General features: G+C 57.1%; 15 protein-coding genes. 4 read left to right on the top strand and 11 right to left on the bottom strand.

Going from position 1 to position 16,828, the window contains the following annotated elements:
• The first annotated feature begins 4 nt into the window (after positions 1 to 4).
• Positions 5 to 1,780: a cytochrome b/b6 domain-containing protein gene (locus IEX04_RS18780; protein WP_229677050.1), complete on the top strand. Its 1,776-nt coding sequence runs from the start codon at positions 5 to 7 to the stop codon at positions 1,778 to 1,780.
• A 70-nt stretch (positions 1,781 to 1,850) separates the two neighbouring features.
• Here IEX04_RS18780 and IEX04_RS07170 read toward each other — a convergent pair whose 3' ends face one another.
• The 7 genes from IEX04_RS07170 to rimP form a co-directional block, all read right to left on the bottom strand.
• Entirely contained in the window at positions 1,851 to 2,348 is a 498-nt protein-coding gene (locus IEX04_RS07170; protein WP_170947952.1) for a GNAT family N-acetyltransferase, read from the bottom strand.
• 28 nt (positions 2,349 to 2,376) lie between these two features.
• Complete coding sequence (locus IEX04_RS07165; RefSeq protein WP_188684745.1) at positions 2,377 to 2,823, bottom strand: YdeI/OmpD-associated family protein; 447 nt, start codon at positions 2,821 to 2,823, stop codon at positions 2,377 to 2,379.
• Positions 2,824 to 3,023: 200 nt separating this feature from the next.
• Positions 3,024 to 3,458 (bottom strand): 30S ribosome-binding factor RbfA, encoded by a 435-nt coding sequence (gene rbfA, locus IEX04_RS07160; RefSeq protein ID WP_188684743.1) that lies wholly within the window; start codon positions 3,456 to 3,458, stop codon positions 3,024 to 3,026.
• Positions 3,459 to 3,553: 95 nt separating this feature from the next.
• Positions 3,554 to 6,553 carry a translation initiation factor IF-2 gene (gene infB, locus IEX04_RS07155; protein WP_188684741.1) on the bottom strand — a complete coding sequence of 1,000 codons (3,000 nt, stop codon included), beginning with the start codon at positions 6,551 to 6,553 and terminating at the stop codon, positions 3,554 to 3,556.
• Positions 6,554 to 6,720: 167 nt separating this feature from the next.
• Positions 6,721 to 7,041 (bottom strand): YlxR family protein, encoded by a 321-nt coding sequence (locus IEX04_RS19125; protein ID WP_188684739.1) that lies wholly within the window; start codon positions 7,039 to 7,041, stop codon positions 6,721 to 6,723.
• 172 nt (positions 7,042 to 7,213) lie between these two features.
• Positions 7,214 to 8,197, bottom strand: a complete 984-nt coding sequence (nusA, locus tag IEX04_RS07145) for a transcription termination factor NusA (protein WP_188684737.1) — start codon at positions 8,195 to 8,197, stop codon at positions 7,214 to 7,216.
• Between the two features lie 2 nt (positions 8,198 to 8,199).
• The gene (gene rimP, locus IEX04_RS07140) at positions 8,200 to 8,766 is read right to left on the bottom strand and encodes a ribosome maturation factor RimP (protein WP_096257861.1); all 567 of its coding nucleotides are present in this window, start codon (positions 8,764 to 8,766) and stop codon (positions 8,200 to 8,202) included.
• A 164-nt stretch (positions 8,767 to 8,930) separates the two neighbouring features.
• On the opposite strand from rimP, the gene IEX04_RS07135 reads away from it, so the two are divergent.
• The 3 genes from IEX04_RS07135 (at position 8,931) to IEX04_RS07125 (ending at position 12,190) form a co-directional block, all read left to right on the top strand.
• A complete protein-coding gene (locus IEX04_RS07135) occupies positions 8,931 to 9,995 on the top strand; it encodes a hypothetical protein (RefSeq protein ID WP_188684735.1) in 1,065 nt (354 codons plus the stop codon).
• A 175-nt stretch (positions 9,996 to 10,170) separates the two neighbouring features.
• Positions 10,171 to 11,448 carry a sensor histidine kinase gene (locus tag IEX04_RS07130; RefSeq protein ID WP_188684733.1) on the top strand — a complete coding sequence of 426 codons (1,278 nt, stop codon included), beginning with the start codon at positions 10,171 to 10,173 and terminating at the stop codon, positions 11,446 to 11,448.
• 16 nt (positions 11,449 to 11,464) lie between these two features.
• Entirely contained in the window at positions 11,465 to 12,190 is a 726-nt protein-coding gene (locus IEX04_RS07125; RefSeq protein WP_229677049.1) for a response regulator, read from the top strand.
• Between the two features lie 461 nt (positions 12,191 to 12,651).
• On the opposite strand, the gene IEX04_RS07120 is transcribed toward IEX04_RS07125, so the two are convergent.
• From IEX04_RS07120 to IEX04_RS07105, 4 genes are all read right to left on the bottom strand, one after another.
• Positions 12,652 to 13,479, bottom strand: coding sequence for a sulfite exporter TauE/SafE family protein (locus IEX04_RS07120; RefSeq protein WP_188684729.1), 828 nt, complete (start codon positions 13,477 to 13,479; stop codon positions 12,652 to 12,654).
• 25 nt (positions 13,480 to 13,504) lie between these two features.
• Complete coding sequence (locus IEX04_RS07115; protein ID WP_188684890.1) at positions 13,505 to 15,292, bottom strand: proline--tRNA ligase; 1,788 nt, start codon at positions 15,290 to 15,292, stop codon at positions 13,505 to 13,507.
• A 1,059-nt stretch (positions 15,293 to 16,351) separates the two neighbouring features.
• Entirely contained in the window at positions 16,352 to 16,498 is a 147-nt protein-coding gene (locus IEX04_RS07110; protein ID WP_188684720.1) for a hypothetical protein, read from the bottom strand.
• A gap of 9 nt (positions 16,499 to 16,507) precedes the next feature.
• On the bottom strand, positions 16,508 to 16,828 hold the full coding sequence (locus IEX04_RS07105) for a hypothetical protein (protein ID WP_188684718.1): 321 nt from the start codon (positions 16,826 to 16,828) through the stop codon (positions 16,508 to 16,510).

Below are 16,828 nucleotides of genomic sequence, written 5' to 3'. Positions count from 1 at the left end.
GATCATGACCAAGCAACGGATGGCAGGCTACATCCCCCTGCGTTCCAAGGGCGGTGTGCAACCCGAAGCACCTGCCAATGCCAAAGAAATACACACGACGCAACCGGTGACTGCCGAGCCAATTGAGGCTCCCGTACCAATGCAGGCCACGCCAGCTGCGGTGACCCCACCAGAACAGAAAGCTGTGCCAGCTGAAGCACCTGTGCCAGTAGTTCCAGCGGTAACCCCAGCGGAAGCTAGCCCCGCCGCAGCGGCGAGCGAAGTTTCATGCCCGGAGACTACGTCAACACGTCAGCGTATGGCCGGTTACACCCCCTTGCGGTTGCGCGACGGGGTTGCAGCCAGCGTAGCGGCAACGACGCCATTCGGCGCGGCTACCGCCTCTCCAACAGCGGTTCCAACCGATGAGCCACCCACTGATGTGGCTCCGGACGCCGTTCAGGCGCAGGTGGCCCCATCCGTTGAATCGGAAAGCACACCAGTCACCGCTGTGGCTGCAACGCCCGTTGCCGAGGCACCTGCAATCCCAGCTTCCGTACCGTCGACGATTCCAGCAAACCGGATGAAGGGCTACACGCCGTTGCGTCCACGCGATGGCTCAACCGGATCTGAGGCTGTCTCAGCAGACCTTGCAGCCGAGGAATCCTTCAAGGGACAGCCTGTCGCAGAACCGGTATCCGAACCGGTAGCCGTTGCGTCGGCAGCCACCGACCAGCCCGAGGCTTCGCAAGAAGCCGTGGCAAGCAAACCGGTGGCAGAAGAAGTTCTTGCGCCCCAGACACCCGCCGCGGCTGCAAAAATCACGCCTCCAGTGACGGACTCCGAGTCCCAGGCCCCAGCGACGCCAGCAAAGCAGGATGCTTCATCGATCAAGATGAAGCCTTGGGTCAAGCCGGCAGTCATCATCCTTGGCGCAGTATTACTGGCACTGCTAGTAGTACTGGCGGCCCGTGGCCTGCGTCTGATTAGCCCGGTCCAGGATTTCATTGGCACCTATGACGGTCACTCGACCATGCCTGACTCGGCGCCCACGGGTATTCCTGGATGGCTCGGTTGGCAGCACTTCCTGAATATGTTCTTTATCGTGCTGATCATCCGCACAGGCTTGCAGGTGCGTCATGAAAAACGTCCGGCGGCTATGTGGACTCCGAAGCCTAACTCGTGGTTCTCCCCGAAGGGTAATAGTCCAAAGAAATACTCGCTGAGCATCTGGACCCACCAGGCTTTGGATGTGTTGTGGGTAGTGAACGGCGTGATCTTCGTGATTCTTTTGGCCGTCACCGGTCAGTGGATGCGCGTGGTCCCAACCAGCTGGGATATTTTCCCGAATATGCTCTCTGGTGCACTGCAGTACGCTTCGCTCAATTGGCCTGTGGAGAACGGCTGGATCCACTACAACGCCTTGCAGATGGTCTCCTACTTCTTGGTGATCTACATTGCCGCACCGCTCGCAATCCTGACCGGCGTGCGCATGTCCAGTTGGTGGCCAACACAGCCGAAGGCACTGAATAAGTTCTACCCGGTTGAAGTGGCTCGCAAGATTCACTTCCCGGTCATGCTCTTCTTCTCGGCATTCATCGTGGTTCACGTGTTCTTGGTACTGACCACCGGTGCATTAAAGAATCTGAACCACATGTATAGCTCTCGTGATGCGACCGATGCATGGGGACTAGTGATCTTCTTAGCTTCCGTAGCGGTTATTGCCGCTGCTTGGATCTTCATGAAGCCAATGTTCTTGCTACCGGTAGCCTCAGCGACGGGCAAGATTTCCAAAAACTAGGTTCCACTTCACAAGGCGCCTGCCAAACTTTCCCTTGAAAGTTCGGCAGGCGCCTTGTGTTTTTCGCTAGCTAACCAAGTTCCGCCTCGAACAGCAACAGCTTGGAAGCCCCGTCATCTGCGCGCACTGAATGGATTTCTTCGGCTTCTGCGAGCCGTTCAAACCCGAGGTTCGCGTGTAGCGCTCTGGAGGCCTGATTCTGTTCGTTGGTGAAGTAGTACGCGTACTTGGCGCGTTGGCCTATCCACCGAAGCCGTGCGGCCGTGAGCTCCGCCCCTATCCCCTGCCGTCGCCAGCCCGGATGCACGATGATGCCTCCAAGATAGTGTCCTGCCGGAGCAATCCCGTCGGCTTGTGCATGCCAATGAGTCTTGGCTAATCCAACAATCTGTGAATTGTGCACGGCCACTTGGACGGTCTTGGTTTCACCGGACGCTAATGATGCTGGCGCCCAGGGAAGCAGTCCGCCGGCCCGGCATAGTTCGGCAATCGGCTCAAAATCTGCCTCTTCTGCCTGGCGTAGTTCAAACCATCGCTGGTCATTGCTTGCCGCATTGATTGCACTCACCTCCAGACTTGTACGTGACTAAAGGAAATTATTCGCTGCGTAGCGCCTTGATGACTTTTTCTACCCTACGGGTCCGGGTATCTTCGCCGCGCGCCGTGATGATCGGATCAACGTGGCCGCGTTGCTTGCTGTAGGAGAGCTTGTTCCAGGCATCGGCGAGCTCTGGTTCAGCCGATAGCAGCACGGCCAGCGGTTCGGGTACCTCAACGGTGCGTGGTTCTTCGTCAAGCTCCAACTGCACCGTAATCTCATCTCCCGCACCTTTGCCAGTAGCTTCGCGAGTCTCCGAATTGAAAGAGATGAGAAACTGTCCTGCCATCGAGGCAATGGTATTACGGTAGGTATACTCCCCATTGATTTGCACCGTCACCGGGACGCGTTTTCCGCGGCCAAAACCAAACACGATGTCATCGGGCACAACGATTCCCACGTTGTTACCGCTAGCTGCTACGAGGGTCGTGGTGAATTCTGGCATGAGTTTTACCTTTGATCGGAGCCTACGGTGTGAGCCCACGCTATCCCAAGACCTCCGAGGTGACTAGTCATAAACAACAAATTCAGCTTCGCTGTGAGGGTAATTCGTACGCCGACTGAAACCAACAAACGCCCCGGGTAGCACGCACACTGTGCGCACCGCCCGAGGCGTTGGTGTTCAGACTAAACGTTCACAAGCCTTTAGGCTTCTTCTTCGTCTTCGTCCTTCTTGTATGGATCTGCGTCACCGGCGAAGGACTTGCCTTCACGCAGCGAGGCGACCTCGGCGTCCTTTTCCCGGGCCACGGCCAGCAGTTCATCCAGCTGCGAAGCATTCTCTGGAATCTCATCTGCCACGAAGGTCAGGGTGGGGGTCAACCGGATGGTCAGGTTACGTCCAAGTTCCTTGCGCAGTGCGCCGGTTCGCTTAGCCAAGATCTCGGCAATTTCAGCCTTGATCTCACCCTCGCCGAACACCGTGTAGTACACGGTGGCGTGCTGCAGGTCGTTGGTGACGCGTGCGTCGGTCACGGTCACGTTGTCGATGCGCTCATCTTTGATGACGGTGCGCAGCGACTGGGCCATGAGGACCTGCACGCGCTTGGCCAGGCGGGCCGCGCGGGCTGAATCAGCCATGGTTCTCTCCTAATGAAAATTGTGGTGAAACTGAGCAACGTGGGCGCCAGCCGGTCAGCTGACCGGCAAGCGCCCACGTGGTACTTAGTTAAGGATTAAGCTCGTGGCTTTTCGCGCATCTCGAAGGTTTCGATGATGTCGCCTTCCTTGACGTCGTTGAACGAGCCCAGGCCGATACCACATTCGAAGCCCTCGCGGACCTCTGTGACGTCGTCCTTTTCGCGGCGCAGCGAATCGATATTCAGGTTGTCTCCCACGACCTTGCCATCGCGAACCAGGCGTGCCTTGGTGTTTCGCTTGATGGTGCCGGAGCGGATGATCGAACCTGCGATGTTGCCGAACTTCGAGGAGCGGAAGACCATACGAATCTCGGCGCTGCCCAGGGCAACTTCCTCGTATTCTGGCTTCAGCATACCGGTGAGGGCTGCCTCGATGTCGTCGATTGCGGAGTAGATGACCGAGTAGAAGCGCATGTCGACGCCTTCCTTGTCGGCCAGGTCTGCCACGCGCTCTGCCGGACGCACGTTGAAGCCAATGATGATGGCGTTATCAACGGTTGCCAGGTTGACGTCGTTCTGGGTGATCGCGCCGACGCCGCGGTGGATCACGCGCAGCTGCACGTCATCGCCCACGTCAATCTTCATCAACGAGTCTTCCAGTGCTTCAACAGCACCGGAGGCATCGCCCTTGAGGATCAGGTTCAGCGTATCGATCTTGCCGTCTGCCACAGCCTGGTCGAAGTCTTCCAGGGTGATGCGCTTACGACGCTTGGCCAGCATTGCGTTACGCTCTGCGGTCTCGCGCTTGTCAGCGATCTGGCGGGCGGTACGCTCGTCATCGGTGATCAAGAAGCCGTCACCGGCGCGAGGCACCGAGGACATGCCCAAGACCTGGACCGGGCGCGAAGGCAAGGCCACGTCGAGGTTCTCGCCGTTTTCGTTGAACATTGCACGCACACGGCCGTGGGCGGTGCCCACCACCATGGTGTCGCCAACTGCCAAGGTACCGGACTGAACCAGCACGGTGACAACCGAACCGCGACCCTTATCAAGGTTCGCTTCAATGGCCACACCGCGGGCTGACTTGTCAGGGTTTGCCTGCAGTTCGAGCACGTCAGAGGTCAACAGCACCGCGTCAAGCAGTTCGTTGATACCTTCACGCTGCAGCGCGGAGACGTGGATGAACATGGTGTCGCCACCGTATTCTTCGGGAACCAGACCGTATTCGGCGAGCTGGCCCTTGACCTTGTCAGGGTTTGCAGCTGGCTTATCGATCTTGTTGACCGCGACGATGATTGGCACGCCAGCGGACTGTGCGTGGTTCAGCGCCTCAACGGTCTGTGGCATGACGCCGTCATCTGCTGCGACAACCAGTACGGCAACGTCGGTGACCTTGGCACCACGAGCACGCATGGCGGTGAACGCCTCGTGACCCGGGGTGTCAATGAAGGTCATCGCGCGCTCGCGGTCCTCGTGCTCGTGGACGATCTGGTATGCACCGATGTGCTGGGTGATACCACCGTGCTCGCCTTCGATAACGTTGGACTGGCGGATCGCGTCAAGCAGACGGGTCTTACCGTGGTCAACGTGACCCATGATGGTGATGACCGGAGCGCGCTCTTCGAGCTCGTCCTCGCCTTCAGCCTCAAGTTCGGCGTCAAGGTCAAGGCCGAAGCCTTCGAGCAGTTCCTTGTCTTCGTCCTCTGGGGAGACCACTGCAACCTTGTAGCCCAGCTCTGCGCCGAGGACCTCAAAGGTTGCCTCGTCCAGGGACTGGGTGGCGGTAGCCATTTCACCAAGGTGGAACAGTACGGTGACAAGCGCTGCCGGGTTGGCACCAATCTTGTCTGCGAAGTCGGTGATCGATGCGCCACGGCGCATACGGATCTCGGTTGCCCCGTTGCCGCGTGGAACGTTTACGCCGCCCAGCGACGGAGCACTCATCTGCTCCAATTCCTGGCGCTTAGCGCGCTTGGACTTGCGCTGCTTGCCGCGTCCTGCGCCGCCCTTACCGAAGGCACCGCCAACGCCGCCACGGCCACGTGGTGCGCCTGGACGGAATCCGCCACCGGCACCTGGTGCGCCACCGGTACCGCCTGGACCGCCGCCGCCTGGGCGACCGCGTCCGCCGGCACCCGGACGACCGCCGGCTGCTGGAGCCGGACGATCGGTGCGGTTAGGCATCATGCGTGGGGTTGCGCCGCCTGCTGCGGCACCCGGACGTGGGCCACCTGCGCCAGCGCCTGCTGGACGAGGTGCTCCTGCGCCTGCTGGGCGTGGACCGCCCGCGCCGGCACCGGCTGGACGCTGTCCGCCGGCACCCTGTGGGCGTGGTCCGCGACCTGGTGCGCCACCTTCACGTGGTGGGCGTGGGCCGCCGGTACCCTGACCGCCTGCGCCCTGTGGGCGTGGGCCGCGACCTGGTGCGCCACCATCGCGTGGTGGGCGTGGTCCGCCAGTTCCGCCTTCGCCGCGCATGCCCTGCTGAGCAGAGAATGGCGAGTTGCCCGGACGTGGACCGCCTGGACGCGGGCCACCGGCTCCGGCGCCCTGTGGGCGTGGTGCACGGTTGCCGCCTTCGCGGTTTCCACGGCGTTCGTCGCCGGCTGAGCGCATTCCCTGCTGTGAGGAGAATGGGCTGTTGCCCGGACGTGGGGTACCTGCTGGCTTAGGTGCTGGCTTTGGACCGGGACGTGGACCGCCTGGAGCCGGAGCCGAAGGAGCCTTGGCTGCCGGGGCCTCGGAGGCTGCTGCCTCTGGAGCCTTAGCTGCTGGGGTCGCTGGAGTAGCAGGTGCCGCTGGCGCAGCCGGAGCTGACGGGGCAACTGGTGCCTTGGCAGCAGGTGCTTCGGCAGCCTTCGGAGCTGGCCGCATACCTGGCTTTGGGCCACCGGCACGTGGTGCTGGCGTGGCGCCTGCTGGCTTTGCAGCCGGTGCCGAACCTGGGAAGGCTTCGCGCAGTTTGCGCGCTACCGGAGGCTCGACGGTTGAGGATGCCGAACGAACGAATTCGCCCATATCCTGCAATTTAGTCAATGCTTCTTTTGAAGTAATTCCGAGCTCTTTAGCGAGCTCGTGAACGCGGGGTTTAGCCACATCTCTCCTGTATCGATGTGATCGGCTAGAACCCCGGGTTCAATAAGACTTGGGTGTTCTGGCTGATCAACGTTGTAATTCGTGAAATTCTTCCGTCGCACGGTTAATCACGCAAAACTGATTGTTCATCGTTGTGCGCTCAACTTAGCGGACTCATCGGGTTGCCATCAGATTTCTGACCCGCTTTCATCATGATTGCCAGATAGCCGGCCTTTTACCGACTGATCTTCGTATGCAGCGAACTGCTGTGCCACGCAGGAATCATTCACCGCGCTTCTAAAAGCTCGGGAAAACGCCTTGCGCCGCACAGCATGCTGCACACACTTTTCTGTCCTATGGGTCCAGGCTCCCCGCCCTGAGGCGGCGGCCGAAAGATCCAGTTGCACACCGCGTAGCGGCGCTTCCTGGTTTAATACCCAACGGAGTAGCTCATCTTGAGATGTGATGGTTCGACAGCCAATGCACGTACGTTGCTGATGCAGTTTCATGCGAGCGCCATCCTCACCTTCCACAACTTGTCAACGAGCCAACTACTAGTCTAGCGCGTTTGAGCCCCGGTGCGTGCGTGAGGTTCAGATCACAGGCACACCGAGGCTGAAAAACGTGCTAAGCAAATCTTTCTTCCACGCAGCGTTCTTTGCTGTCCGGAAGAGCAGCTTTTTAAAGCTGTGGTTCCTTACCGCCGGAGACGGCGATGATGTCAATACGCCAACCGGTGAGCTTGGCGGCCAGACGCGCGTTCTGGCCTTCCTTGCCGATAGCCAGAGACAACTGGCTATCCGGAACCACAACTCGAGCCCGGCGCTCATCTTCATCAAGGATCTCTACCGAGACGACCTTCGATGGTGACAATGCAGACGCGATGAATCTGGCTGGATCTTCGTTGTAGTCGACGATGTCGATCTTTTCGTCATTGAGTTCGTTCATCACCGAGCGCACGCGGGTACCCATTTCACCGATGCAAGCGCCCTTGGCGTTCACTCCGGCCTGGGTGGCGTGCACCGCGATCTTGGTGCGGTGGCCAGCTTCGCGAGCCAGCGCTTCAACGACAACGGTGCCGTCTGCGATTTCCGGAACTTCCATTTCGAAGAGCAGGCGAACCAGGTTTGGGTGTGACCGGGACAAGGTGATAGCCGGACCCTTGGTACCGCGTTCGGCGGACACCACGTAGGAACGCAGTCGCGCACCGTGGACGTAACGCTCGCCAGGAGCTTGTTCAACCGGTGGCAGCAGCGCTTCGACGTCACCGATTTTGACCTGCACCATGTGCGAGGAATGACCCTGCTGGATCACACCGGAAATCAGGGTACCCACACGTGAGGAGTATTCCCCGACAACTACTGCGTCTTCGGCTTCGCGCAGACGCTGCATGATGACCTGGCGTGCGGTCGAGGCAGCAATGCGGCCAAAACCGTGCGGGGTGTCGTCAAATTCGCCCAACAGCACGCCGGCATTGTCGCGGTCCTCTACGAGGATCGCTACGTGTCCGGTGCTTGGCTCGATGTGAGCGCGAGCGCCTGGCATAGCGCCATCGGTCTTGTTGTAAGCCAGCAACAGTGCCGACTCAATGGTAGGGATCAGCACATCCATAGGGATGTCGCGGTCTTTTTCCAGGATGCGCAGCGCATCGAGATCTATATCCACGCTTAGCCCTCCAAATCTTCGTTATTAATATTTTCAAACAGCGCGTCGTCGAAATTGATTTCCGGGTCTACGACTGCCTTGCGGATGTCAGACAGGGCAAAGGTCTTAGGATCATCAATCTTGACCTTCATACCCTTCTTAGCAGGCTCGTGGTGTACGGAAATCACGACTTCGGTGTCTGTTACCTCAGTCAGTCGGCCGCGCAGCTTGGTGCCATCGCTCAGGGTGAATTTCACCATCCGGTTCTTCGCGCGAACCCAGTGACGGTTCAGGCTCAGCGGACGGGAAAGACCTGGGGAGCTTACTTCGAGTTCATAAGGATCTGCAGACGCAAATTTGGCGTCCTTGTCCAGTGCATTTGAAATGGTGGTGGTAACTTCGCCCAGTTCGTCCAAGATCACCGATTCGGTGCCTTCGGCTTTGTCGACGAGGACCTGGACAAGCAGCTGCTTGCCCGAGGGGCGCACAGAGACCTCTTCCAGGACCAGCCCGTGGGATTCCACTTCCTTCTGAAGCACAGTCGTCAACCGTAGCGCTTCTTGTTCGGTATCGGCCGGCTTAGCGGTCATGGATATCCTCCCACATTATTCGATGTTGTTCTTTAAGGGTATATGCACCCGCGCAAGATGAGAACTGCTTAATGGCCTCAGGTGAAAGAACTCACGCCCAATTCGCACCGATGGCGAGTTTGAGCCGGGTTCTGCACCGTGTTTCGTGGCATGATCGATACGCCATGACTGAGAATTCCACGCCAACAGCATCTAACCGCAGTACACGAATCAAACGTGCACCGGGGTGGATTGCGCCGGTTATTGCCGCAGTGCTCTGCATGGCACTCACCTGGGGCATAGGGATGAGCCTATTTCGCGGAAGTCTAGAAAATCGTGGACTGCCCGAAGAGATCCGTGACAGTTCTGCCGAACAACGGCAGTTATGGCAGTATGGCTCGACGCTGGCGAATCTCGGCTCTCAAGCTAAAGCCCTGGCCGCGGTGGCCGATAAGAAGACCGCCCCTGCACTCAACGATTTAAGTTCCACCCTGAGTTATGGCGCGCAACTGACCGGACAACTGAGCTTTGATGACCAACCCAAGGTTGAATTGGCGCAAGCTTTCACTCCGGCAGCGCTCTCCGAACTCACAGCGAAAGTCACGCAACTCAGTACCGTGCTCCCAACTCTGCCAGCGGACCAAAGTCACTTGGGCGGAGCGCTAACCAAAATGGCGTACCAATCAAATCTTCAGGCGCGCAGCGCGCTGCGCACGGTGCAGTCGCAAAAGAAGGTTAATCAGCTTCCCACCCCGCTGGTTGCCGGCGCCGGTGATACCGCAGGAGAACCGGTTGGCTGCCTGACTGATCTGAGCCGGTTACCCACCACTTCCGAAATTACCGATCCGGCATTGGCCGATGACGTATTGGTGGCCCGTGCGTTGGACCGTGGTTATGCCCTGGACTACACCTTGCAATTGCAGGCAGCCCGCGGCTCCAATGACCAGGCACCCAAAATCGAAGAGCGCCGCGCAAAACTCAATGATGAAATTCGCTCCGTGCGTTCGGTCTTGCCGGATAACTGTGCAGATCTGCGGCAACCGGCCTACGTTCTACCGCAAGATGGTCTGCAAGATCTGAGTTCGGTGGCCACCGCCGCGGAAGAAGACTTTGCCACCCAGCTGGTGCTGGCCTCTGGCGCGTCCGCAGATCGCGCGCAGGATACCTTGGCGAAGACCACCTGGCAGGTCCTGCAGGATCAACGCCAACGCGGACTAAACCTGCAGCTGTTTGCTCCAGTTAAGCAGTGAACTTACCTGCTCAGAATGATGCCCTCATCTGCTCCCCTATGACAAGATGCTCTTAACTGCATGAATTTAGGAGGGTCCGTGGCTATATTCCTCGGCGACGTTCACTGCTCCACGCTGAGTTCGCATTCGCTGACTATCTTCACAGCAACCCATAAGACTCTGGAAAGCCGTTGCCGTGGTTGCTCTGATGCGTTCCGGTCCCACCCAGAATTTCCCGGGATCTCCAAGTCGCTCCACGGCCGGCCGCTCCATGCTTGATCGGGTGAAGGTCTTAAGCCGTACCGTCGCTTGGCAGCGATCAATCATTGCCCTTGCCGGTTTTTTCCTCGAAATGTATATCTGGTACGCGCGTAATCCCCGGGAGTTTAACGGTTCAATTTCCTTGTGGATCATCGCAGCGGTTTCTTTCTTGGGATACTGCACACTGGTGTATTCACGGTCATTTGTTCCTGCCTATTTGACGATGCTGGTGCTGAGTACCGTTTGCCTCTTCGTGCCCGGAGCGCCGACCATGATGGCTGGCTTCCTGATAGCGCTCTTTTTTCTCGCCAGGCATCTGCCGCCGCCGCGTGCTTACCTGGCCCTGCCAGGCGCGATTATTCCGATCCTCACTGCCTCTTTCGCTTCCACGAAGCTACAACTGCTAGGCAATCTCACCTCAGCGCTTCCCAGCTTCTTTGTGATGACCCTATTGGTACTCTCGGTGTGGTTTTCCGCTGTGGCCTTGTCCCGTTATGAACACGCGTTGCGTACCGAACGTGCGTGGGCCATTCAAGCTCGCGAAGAAGCGACAATAATGGAGCGGCTGCGGATCAGCCGCGACCTTCACGACAGCGTGGCGCATGCGCTGACCGCCATAGTGTTGCAAACCGCGGGCTTGCGCACCGTGCAACGCACCAACTCCCGAGCTGTAGATTGGGACGCCGCGTTGGCGGATGTTCAACAAACCGCAGAGCAAAGTATCCGAGAACTCCACCGGTTACTGGGAATATTGCGCAGCGAAGACACTAAGGAACCGGGGTCACTGCCTCGCGAGCTAGATGATATCGCAGAGCTCATCGACGCGGCTCGGGCTTCAGGCGTAGAAATTTCAGAGAAAGTTACCGGCACCAAGGGTCCCATCGATCCAAGTATTGGCCACGCAGGCTACCGGGTAGTGCAAGAAAGCTTGTCCAATGTCATGCGCCATGCGGGGCAAGGCGCCAAGGCATCGGTTGAAATACACTGGGATCCGTTGTCATTAACAATTGTCGTCCGGTCAATTTCCGGTGCGGTTAAAACTCCGGGGCTCTCCGGAGGATTCGGACTTGTTGGATTGCGCGAACGCGTCACTATCAGCGGTGGAACTTTAGTCGCTGAACCGACTAAGGATGGGTTCTTGGTCAAGGCAGTATTGCCAGCCAAGAACGATCAGGATTTACGCGAGCAAGCTCAAATAGACGATGCAGGGTGAAAGGCGAGTTAACGAAGTGAATACCGAAAATTCCTCAATTCTTCCTGCGCAGCTCAAGACGAAAACGCGAGTGCTCATCGTAGACGATCAACACATGGTCAGAGCCGGGATTTCCATGCTGCTTTCGGCAGAGCCAGACGTTGAAGTTGTTGCTGAGGCTGGATCGGGTATCGAAGCACTGTCAATGGCTCGTGAATACGCCGTCGATGTTGTGCTCATGGATGTCCGCATGCCTGGCATTGACGGCGTCGAAGCGACGAGGAGACTTGTTCAAGAAACACGTGAGTCCCGGGATCATCTGGTCCGGGTACTGATCATGACTACCTTTGACGACGAAGAAATTGTAGCTCAAGCCTTGCAGGCAGGGGCCAGCGGATATCTGCTCAAACATGCCTTGCCTACCGAAATTTCCATCGCGATTCGGCGTGTGGCAGCTGGCGAAACCTGGCTGGATGCCACGGCCGCAACCCGGCTCGTCAACCGAATTCGGGCAAGCTCCACGGACCTACCCGATGTCTCAACTTTATTGACCCGACGCGAACAGGAAGTTCTGCGGTTAGTCGCCGCGGGAATGTCCAACCACGAAATCCGGGACTTGCTGGTCCTCAGTGAAGCAACGGTGAAAACACATGTTGCCCGGATTCTTTTCAAAACCGGTTCACGGGATCGAGCGTCGGCGGTCGCGTTGGCCTATCGTTCAGGTTTTTCCCTGCCAAATGACCCCGTGCCGAAACGAAGCTGAGTGTTACCCGTGAAAGATACCGTGCTGGTATGACGCGGCCGATCCATAATTTTGAGATTCTTAAGTGAACGTCAGGTTGATCCGCTCGAAGTAGGGATTTCTCTGGCACAGCGGGAACTGTTGTTACCAAAAAACGTCCTAGAAGACGTTCAGCTTTCGCGGGCACCTGCAAGGAGGGAGAAAGATTGGTTGTGGCAATACAACCGATTCGACTCTTCAAGCCGCACCGGCCTATGGGGATGGGCCAGAGCTGATTGATGTTGATTCTAGGTAAGGCAATATGGGGACATTGCCTCTAGAGATTGTCGGTTCGCTTTTAAGCGAACCGACAATTTTTGGTTAAGCGGCCGAGCGGTTTCGGTGTTCATGCAAAGTGCTGAGAGGCATTTATGCCTAAGGATTCCACGTCCGAAGCTGCCCACTCAGTGATGCGCACCTGACTGCGAGGTGCTTGACCTCGATTAGGCGAATAACATGTCGGAACCGAGTTTGATTATCAATGCGCAAACGACGATCACGAAGATGATCCGAATGAACTTGCTGCCCTTGGATATTGCCATGCGAGCGCCGAGGTAGCCGCCGGCCATGTTCATCACGCCCAGAGCCAAACCGAGGCCAAAAACTACGTGCCCGGCGGGGATGAATAAAACCAGCGCACCAAAGTTGGTGGCAAGGTTGACGATTTTTGCTTTGGCCGAAGACTGCAAGAAGTTGTAGCCGAGCACCGTGACCATGGCGATGATCAGGAACGATCCGGTGCCCGGTCCAATCATTCCGTCATAACCACCAATAATCAGACCGATCAGAATTGCGCGTAGGTAATGACCGCTGCCTTGATACCGTAGTTTGCTTAGCTCTCCGGCCGCAGGTTTAAAAATTGTAAAGGCCAACACCGCGACCAGAGCGGCAATAATAATCGGCTGGATCCACCGTTCTGGAAGGACCGTCGCAATGGCTGCTCCCCCGAAAGCACCAAGCATCGCCATCAACGCCATGGGAATGGCGGTCTTTAGATCCGGACTAGTTCGCCGGTAATAGGTAATGGCACTGGTTGTTGTGCCAAAAATTGAGCCCAGCTTATTGGTAGCCAAGGCCTGCACAGGGCTCATTCCGGGAAAAAGCAGCAGCGCGGGCAACTGGATCAATCCTCCACCACCGACAACCGCATCAATCCAGCCCGCCGCGAATCCTGCAAGTAAAAGCAGGATCAGCGACGTCCAAGTGAATTCAAGACCGTCAAGTGACAAAAAAGAAAGAATCTCCGGCACCGCGCTGCTACCTCTATTCATTTACTACTGGTGAAACGCACCGGTATTAAGCGGTCAATTCCTCCACGACATCGGCCAGTGCCACGTCGCGGCGTTCGCCGGTCGCACGGTCCTTGACCTCAACAACTCCGTCGGCAAGTCCGCGGCCAACCACCACGATGGTTGGCACGCCGATGAGCTCTGCATCGGAGAACTTCACACCAGCGGAGACCTTCGGGCGGTCATCAAAGATGACCTCCATGCCCTTAGCTTCGAATTCCTTGGCAAGGTTGTCGGCTGCTGCCAAAAGCTCTTCACCCTTACCTGTCACCACAATGTGGATGTCCGCCGGAGCAACCTGCTTAGGCCAGGCCAGGCCATTCTCATCATGATAAGCCTCGGCCAGCGCCGCCACCGCACGGGTGACACCGATTCCATAGGAACCCATGGTCACTACGGAAAGTTTGCCGTTCTTGTCCAGTACCTTCAGGTCCAGCGACGCAGCATACTTACGGCCGAGCTGGAAGATATGTCCCATTTCGATACCGCGTTCGGTACGTAGCGGTCCGGAACCATCCGGTGCTGGGTCGCCTTCGCGGACCTTGACTGACTCGATGGTGCCGTCAAAGGAGAAATCACGTTCAGCCACCAGTCCGAAGACGTGCTTGCCCTTTTCATTGGCGCCGGTAATCCAGCTGGAGCCGGAAACAATGCGCGGATCTACTAGGTAGATGATCCCACTGGAAGCTTCGGTACCAAGTACCTGCTGATCTAGTCCGTTGCCTGGGCCAATGTAGCCCGCGATCAGTTCCGGGTGCTTGGCAAGGTCTTCGGCGTTAGCAGCTTCGACAGCTACTTCACCATTGATCTGCAACGCAAGGCCGATGGTTGCTTCGGCTCGCTTCAAGTCGACCTGACGGTCACCTGGGATACCGATAACAACCACGTGACGGTTGCCTTCTGGATCAATGACAGCGACAACAACGTTTTTCAGGGTGTCAGCTGCGGTCCATTGGCCTTCGGCGCGCGGGCGCAGCTGGTTAGCCGCCTCGACCAAGGACTCAATGGTTGGCGTATCCGGGGTGTCCAGTACTTCGAAGGCCGCGGCATCGCCGAAATCAATTGCTTCCGGAACCACCGTGGTCACTGCTTCGACGTTCGCGGCATAACCGCCTGGCGAACGCACGAAGGTATCTTCACCAACAGCAGTTGGGTGCAGGAATTCTTCAGACTTGGACCCACCCATGGCACCGGCCTGCGCGAACACAGGAACAACTTCAAGGCCCAAACGTTCAAAGATTCGGACGTAGGCGCCTCGGTGCGCAGCATAAGCTTCGTCCAGGCCCTCATCATCAATGTTGAAGGAGTAAGAATCCTTCATGATGAATTCGCGACCACGCAACAGACCCGCACGTGGACGAGCTTCATCACGGTACTTATTCTGAATCTGGTACAGGTACGCCGGAAGGTCCTTGTAGGAGGAGTACAAGTCCTTGACCAACAAAGTGAACATTTCCTCATGGGTCGGAGCCAGTAGGTAATCGGCTCCCTTGCGGTCCTTCAGACGGAACAGGCCTTCGCCGTATTCAGTCCAGCGACCGGTCTGCTCATAAGGTTCACGAGGTAACAATGCCGGGAAGTGAACTTCTTGGGCGCCAATGGCGTTCATTTCTTCTCGAACAATGGCCTCTACCCGAGCAAGCACCTTCAAGCCCAGTGGCAGCCAGGTGTAAATGCCCGGTGCTGCGCGGCGAATGTACCCGGCACGAACTAGCAGCTTATGGCTGTCTACTTCTGCTTCAACGGGATCTTCGCGCAAGGTGCGCAGGAACAGGGTGGAGAGCTTCAAAACCACGCGGGGCGTCCTTTTCCGTCCGTCAACTCCCGAGGCGTTTTCGGGTGCCGACCAGCTATGCAAAATCAAATGGGTTTCGGCCATAATCTCGACCATCTTCAATCCTACCGCTTCCCGCCACTTGCCAATAAATTCAAGGGATACACGAGATCGGGTTTCGCCGACAGCGGCCTATAAAAGACCTCGGCCGGGCCGTTTCCTACATGCCAGTAACCTCGTTCTTCGGTTCCATCTTCTTGATCCTTGCTACTAGAACCTGTTTTAGCGTTTCTTCGGTCACTTTTCGGTGTGCGCCTGAGGGGACTTCGGTGCTCGGACGACAAAATCCCGGAGTCATTGGGTGAGAGGAATTCAACAGCCCTAATTCCTGGGAAAACTACTTTCGGCTATTTTAGTTTGCCTAAGCTTTCACTACCCTTGACGAGGGATTCCAACCCGTTCAGATAGCCCTACGTTGGCGACATATTCAATTGATTCGGAAAACAGCATTCAGACCACTGTATTTCAAATGAATTTCAGGATAAAGACCCTTAGTGCGAATTCAGCACATACACAGCGGGTCCGGAGAAAGTGTAAGGAAGCAGAACTCGGGATCGGTAGTACGTCTTGTCGAGCGCAAATACCGGGGTGGATGTCCCCTTGCATCTAGCCTTGAGTTGCAAGCCCAAATATTTCCAGTAGTGCCGAAGAACAATGTCGTCGCTCTGCGACCCGGCGCATCCCCAAGAACATGCGACTACCGCACGAGCTACTCAGGGAATCCGTGTTCCTTCTGCCCACCGCTGATGCAGGGCTTTGAGACCTCTCGCTTTACTGGAGGATCTTCACCGGCAGTGAGCGCTGCTTGATACGTCACTTCGGAATGGCAGCGGTTCACATCCACTTATTGAGAATGCCACGCAACGCATTGGACGCGAAAGATTTTCTCTAACTTACGTTCTGCAGCCCGGATTTTGTGAGGCAACCGATGCTTTCAACTAACTATTTTGTTCTCCGCTGATCAAAATGCCGCCTGAACCCTTCAGCGGGCACACGCGGCATTCATGAAAACAAATCTAGCTACTGAGTCTTCTTCAGCTCGGCAACAGCGACGTTCAATTCTTTGGTGAGTTCATCTAGCTTAGTTTGCTCGTCATCGACCTCGCCCGAGTAGGCAACAGAAACCATGTTCGGGCCAACGAAGCCCTGTAGCGTGAGGCTGCCCATGGGAACCTCCTAGCCATCCATGGAAATATTCGACTTGGTGGCGACAGTCAGTTCCGCATCCGAAGTAGCCTCGAGAATTTCGGCTGAGGCGTTCAACTTCATACCCTGCATCTCCATAGAGAACTTATCGCACCCCTGCAGATCCTTAGTTTCCGCTGCTTTCTTGTCCGTCGCCAGCTTAGCGTCATCCTCGTAGGATGCAACGCTGTAGCTGGTTGATTCGCCAGGCTTTTCGCCGGCAACGATGGCCGTGGCCATGTTAATGCCCGTGATATCTTGAGAACTCTGCTGAACAACTAAATCGGCGCATTCAGCTGGTTCGATCTTCAT

The sequence above is a fragment of the Glutamicibacter ardleyensis genome (assembly GCF_014644555.1).
Classification (GTDB): domain Bacteria; phylum Actinomycetota; class Actinomycetes; order Actinomycetales; family Micrococcaceae; genus Glutamicibacter; species Glutamicibacter bergerei.
Note: the sequence above shows the minus strand (reverse complement) of the source record. Positions and strands in the feature narration are given on the sequence as shown.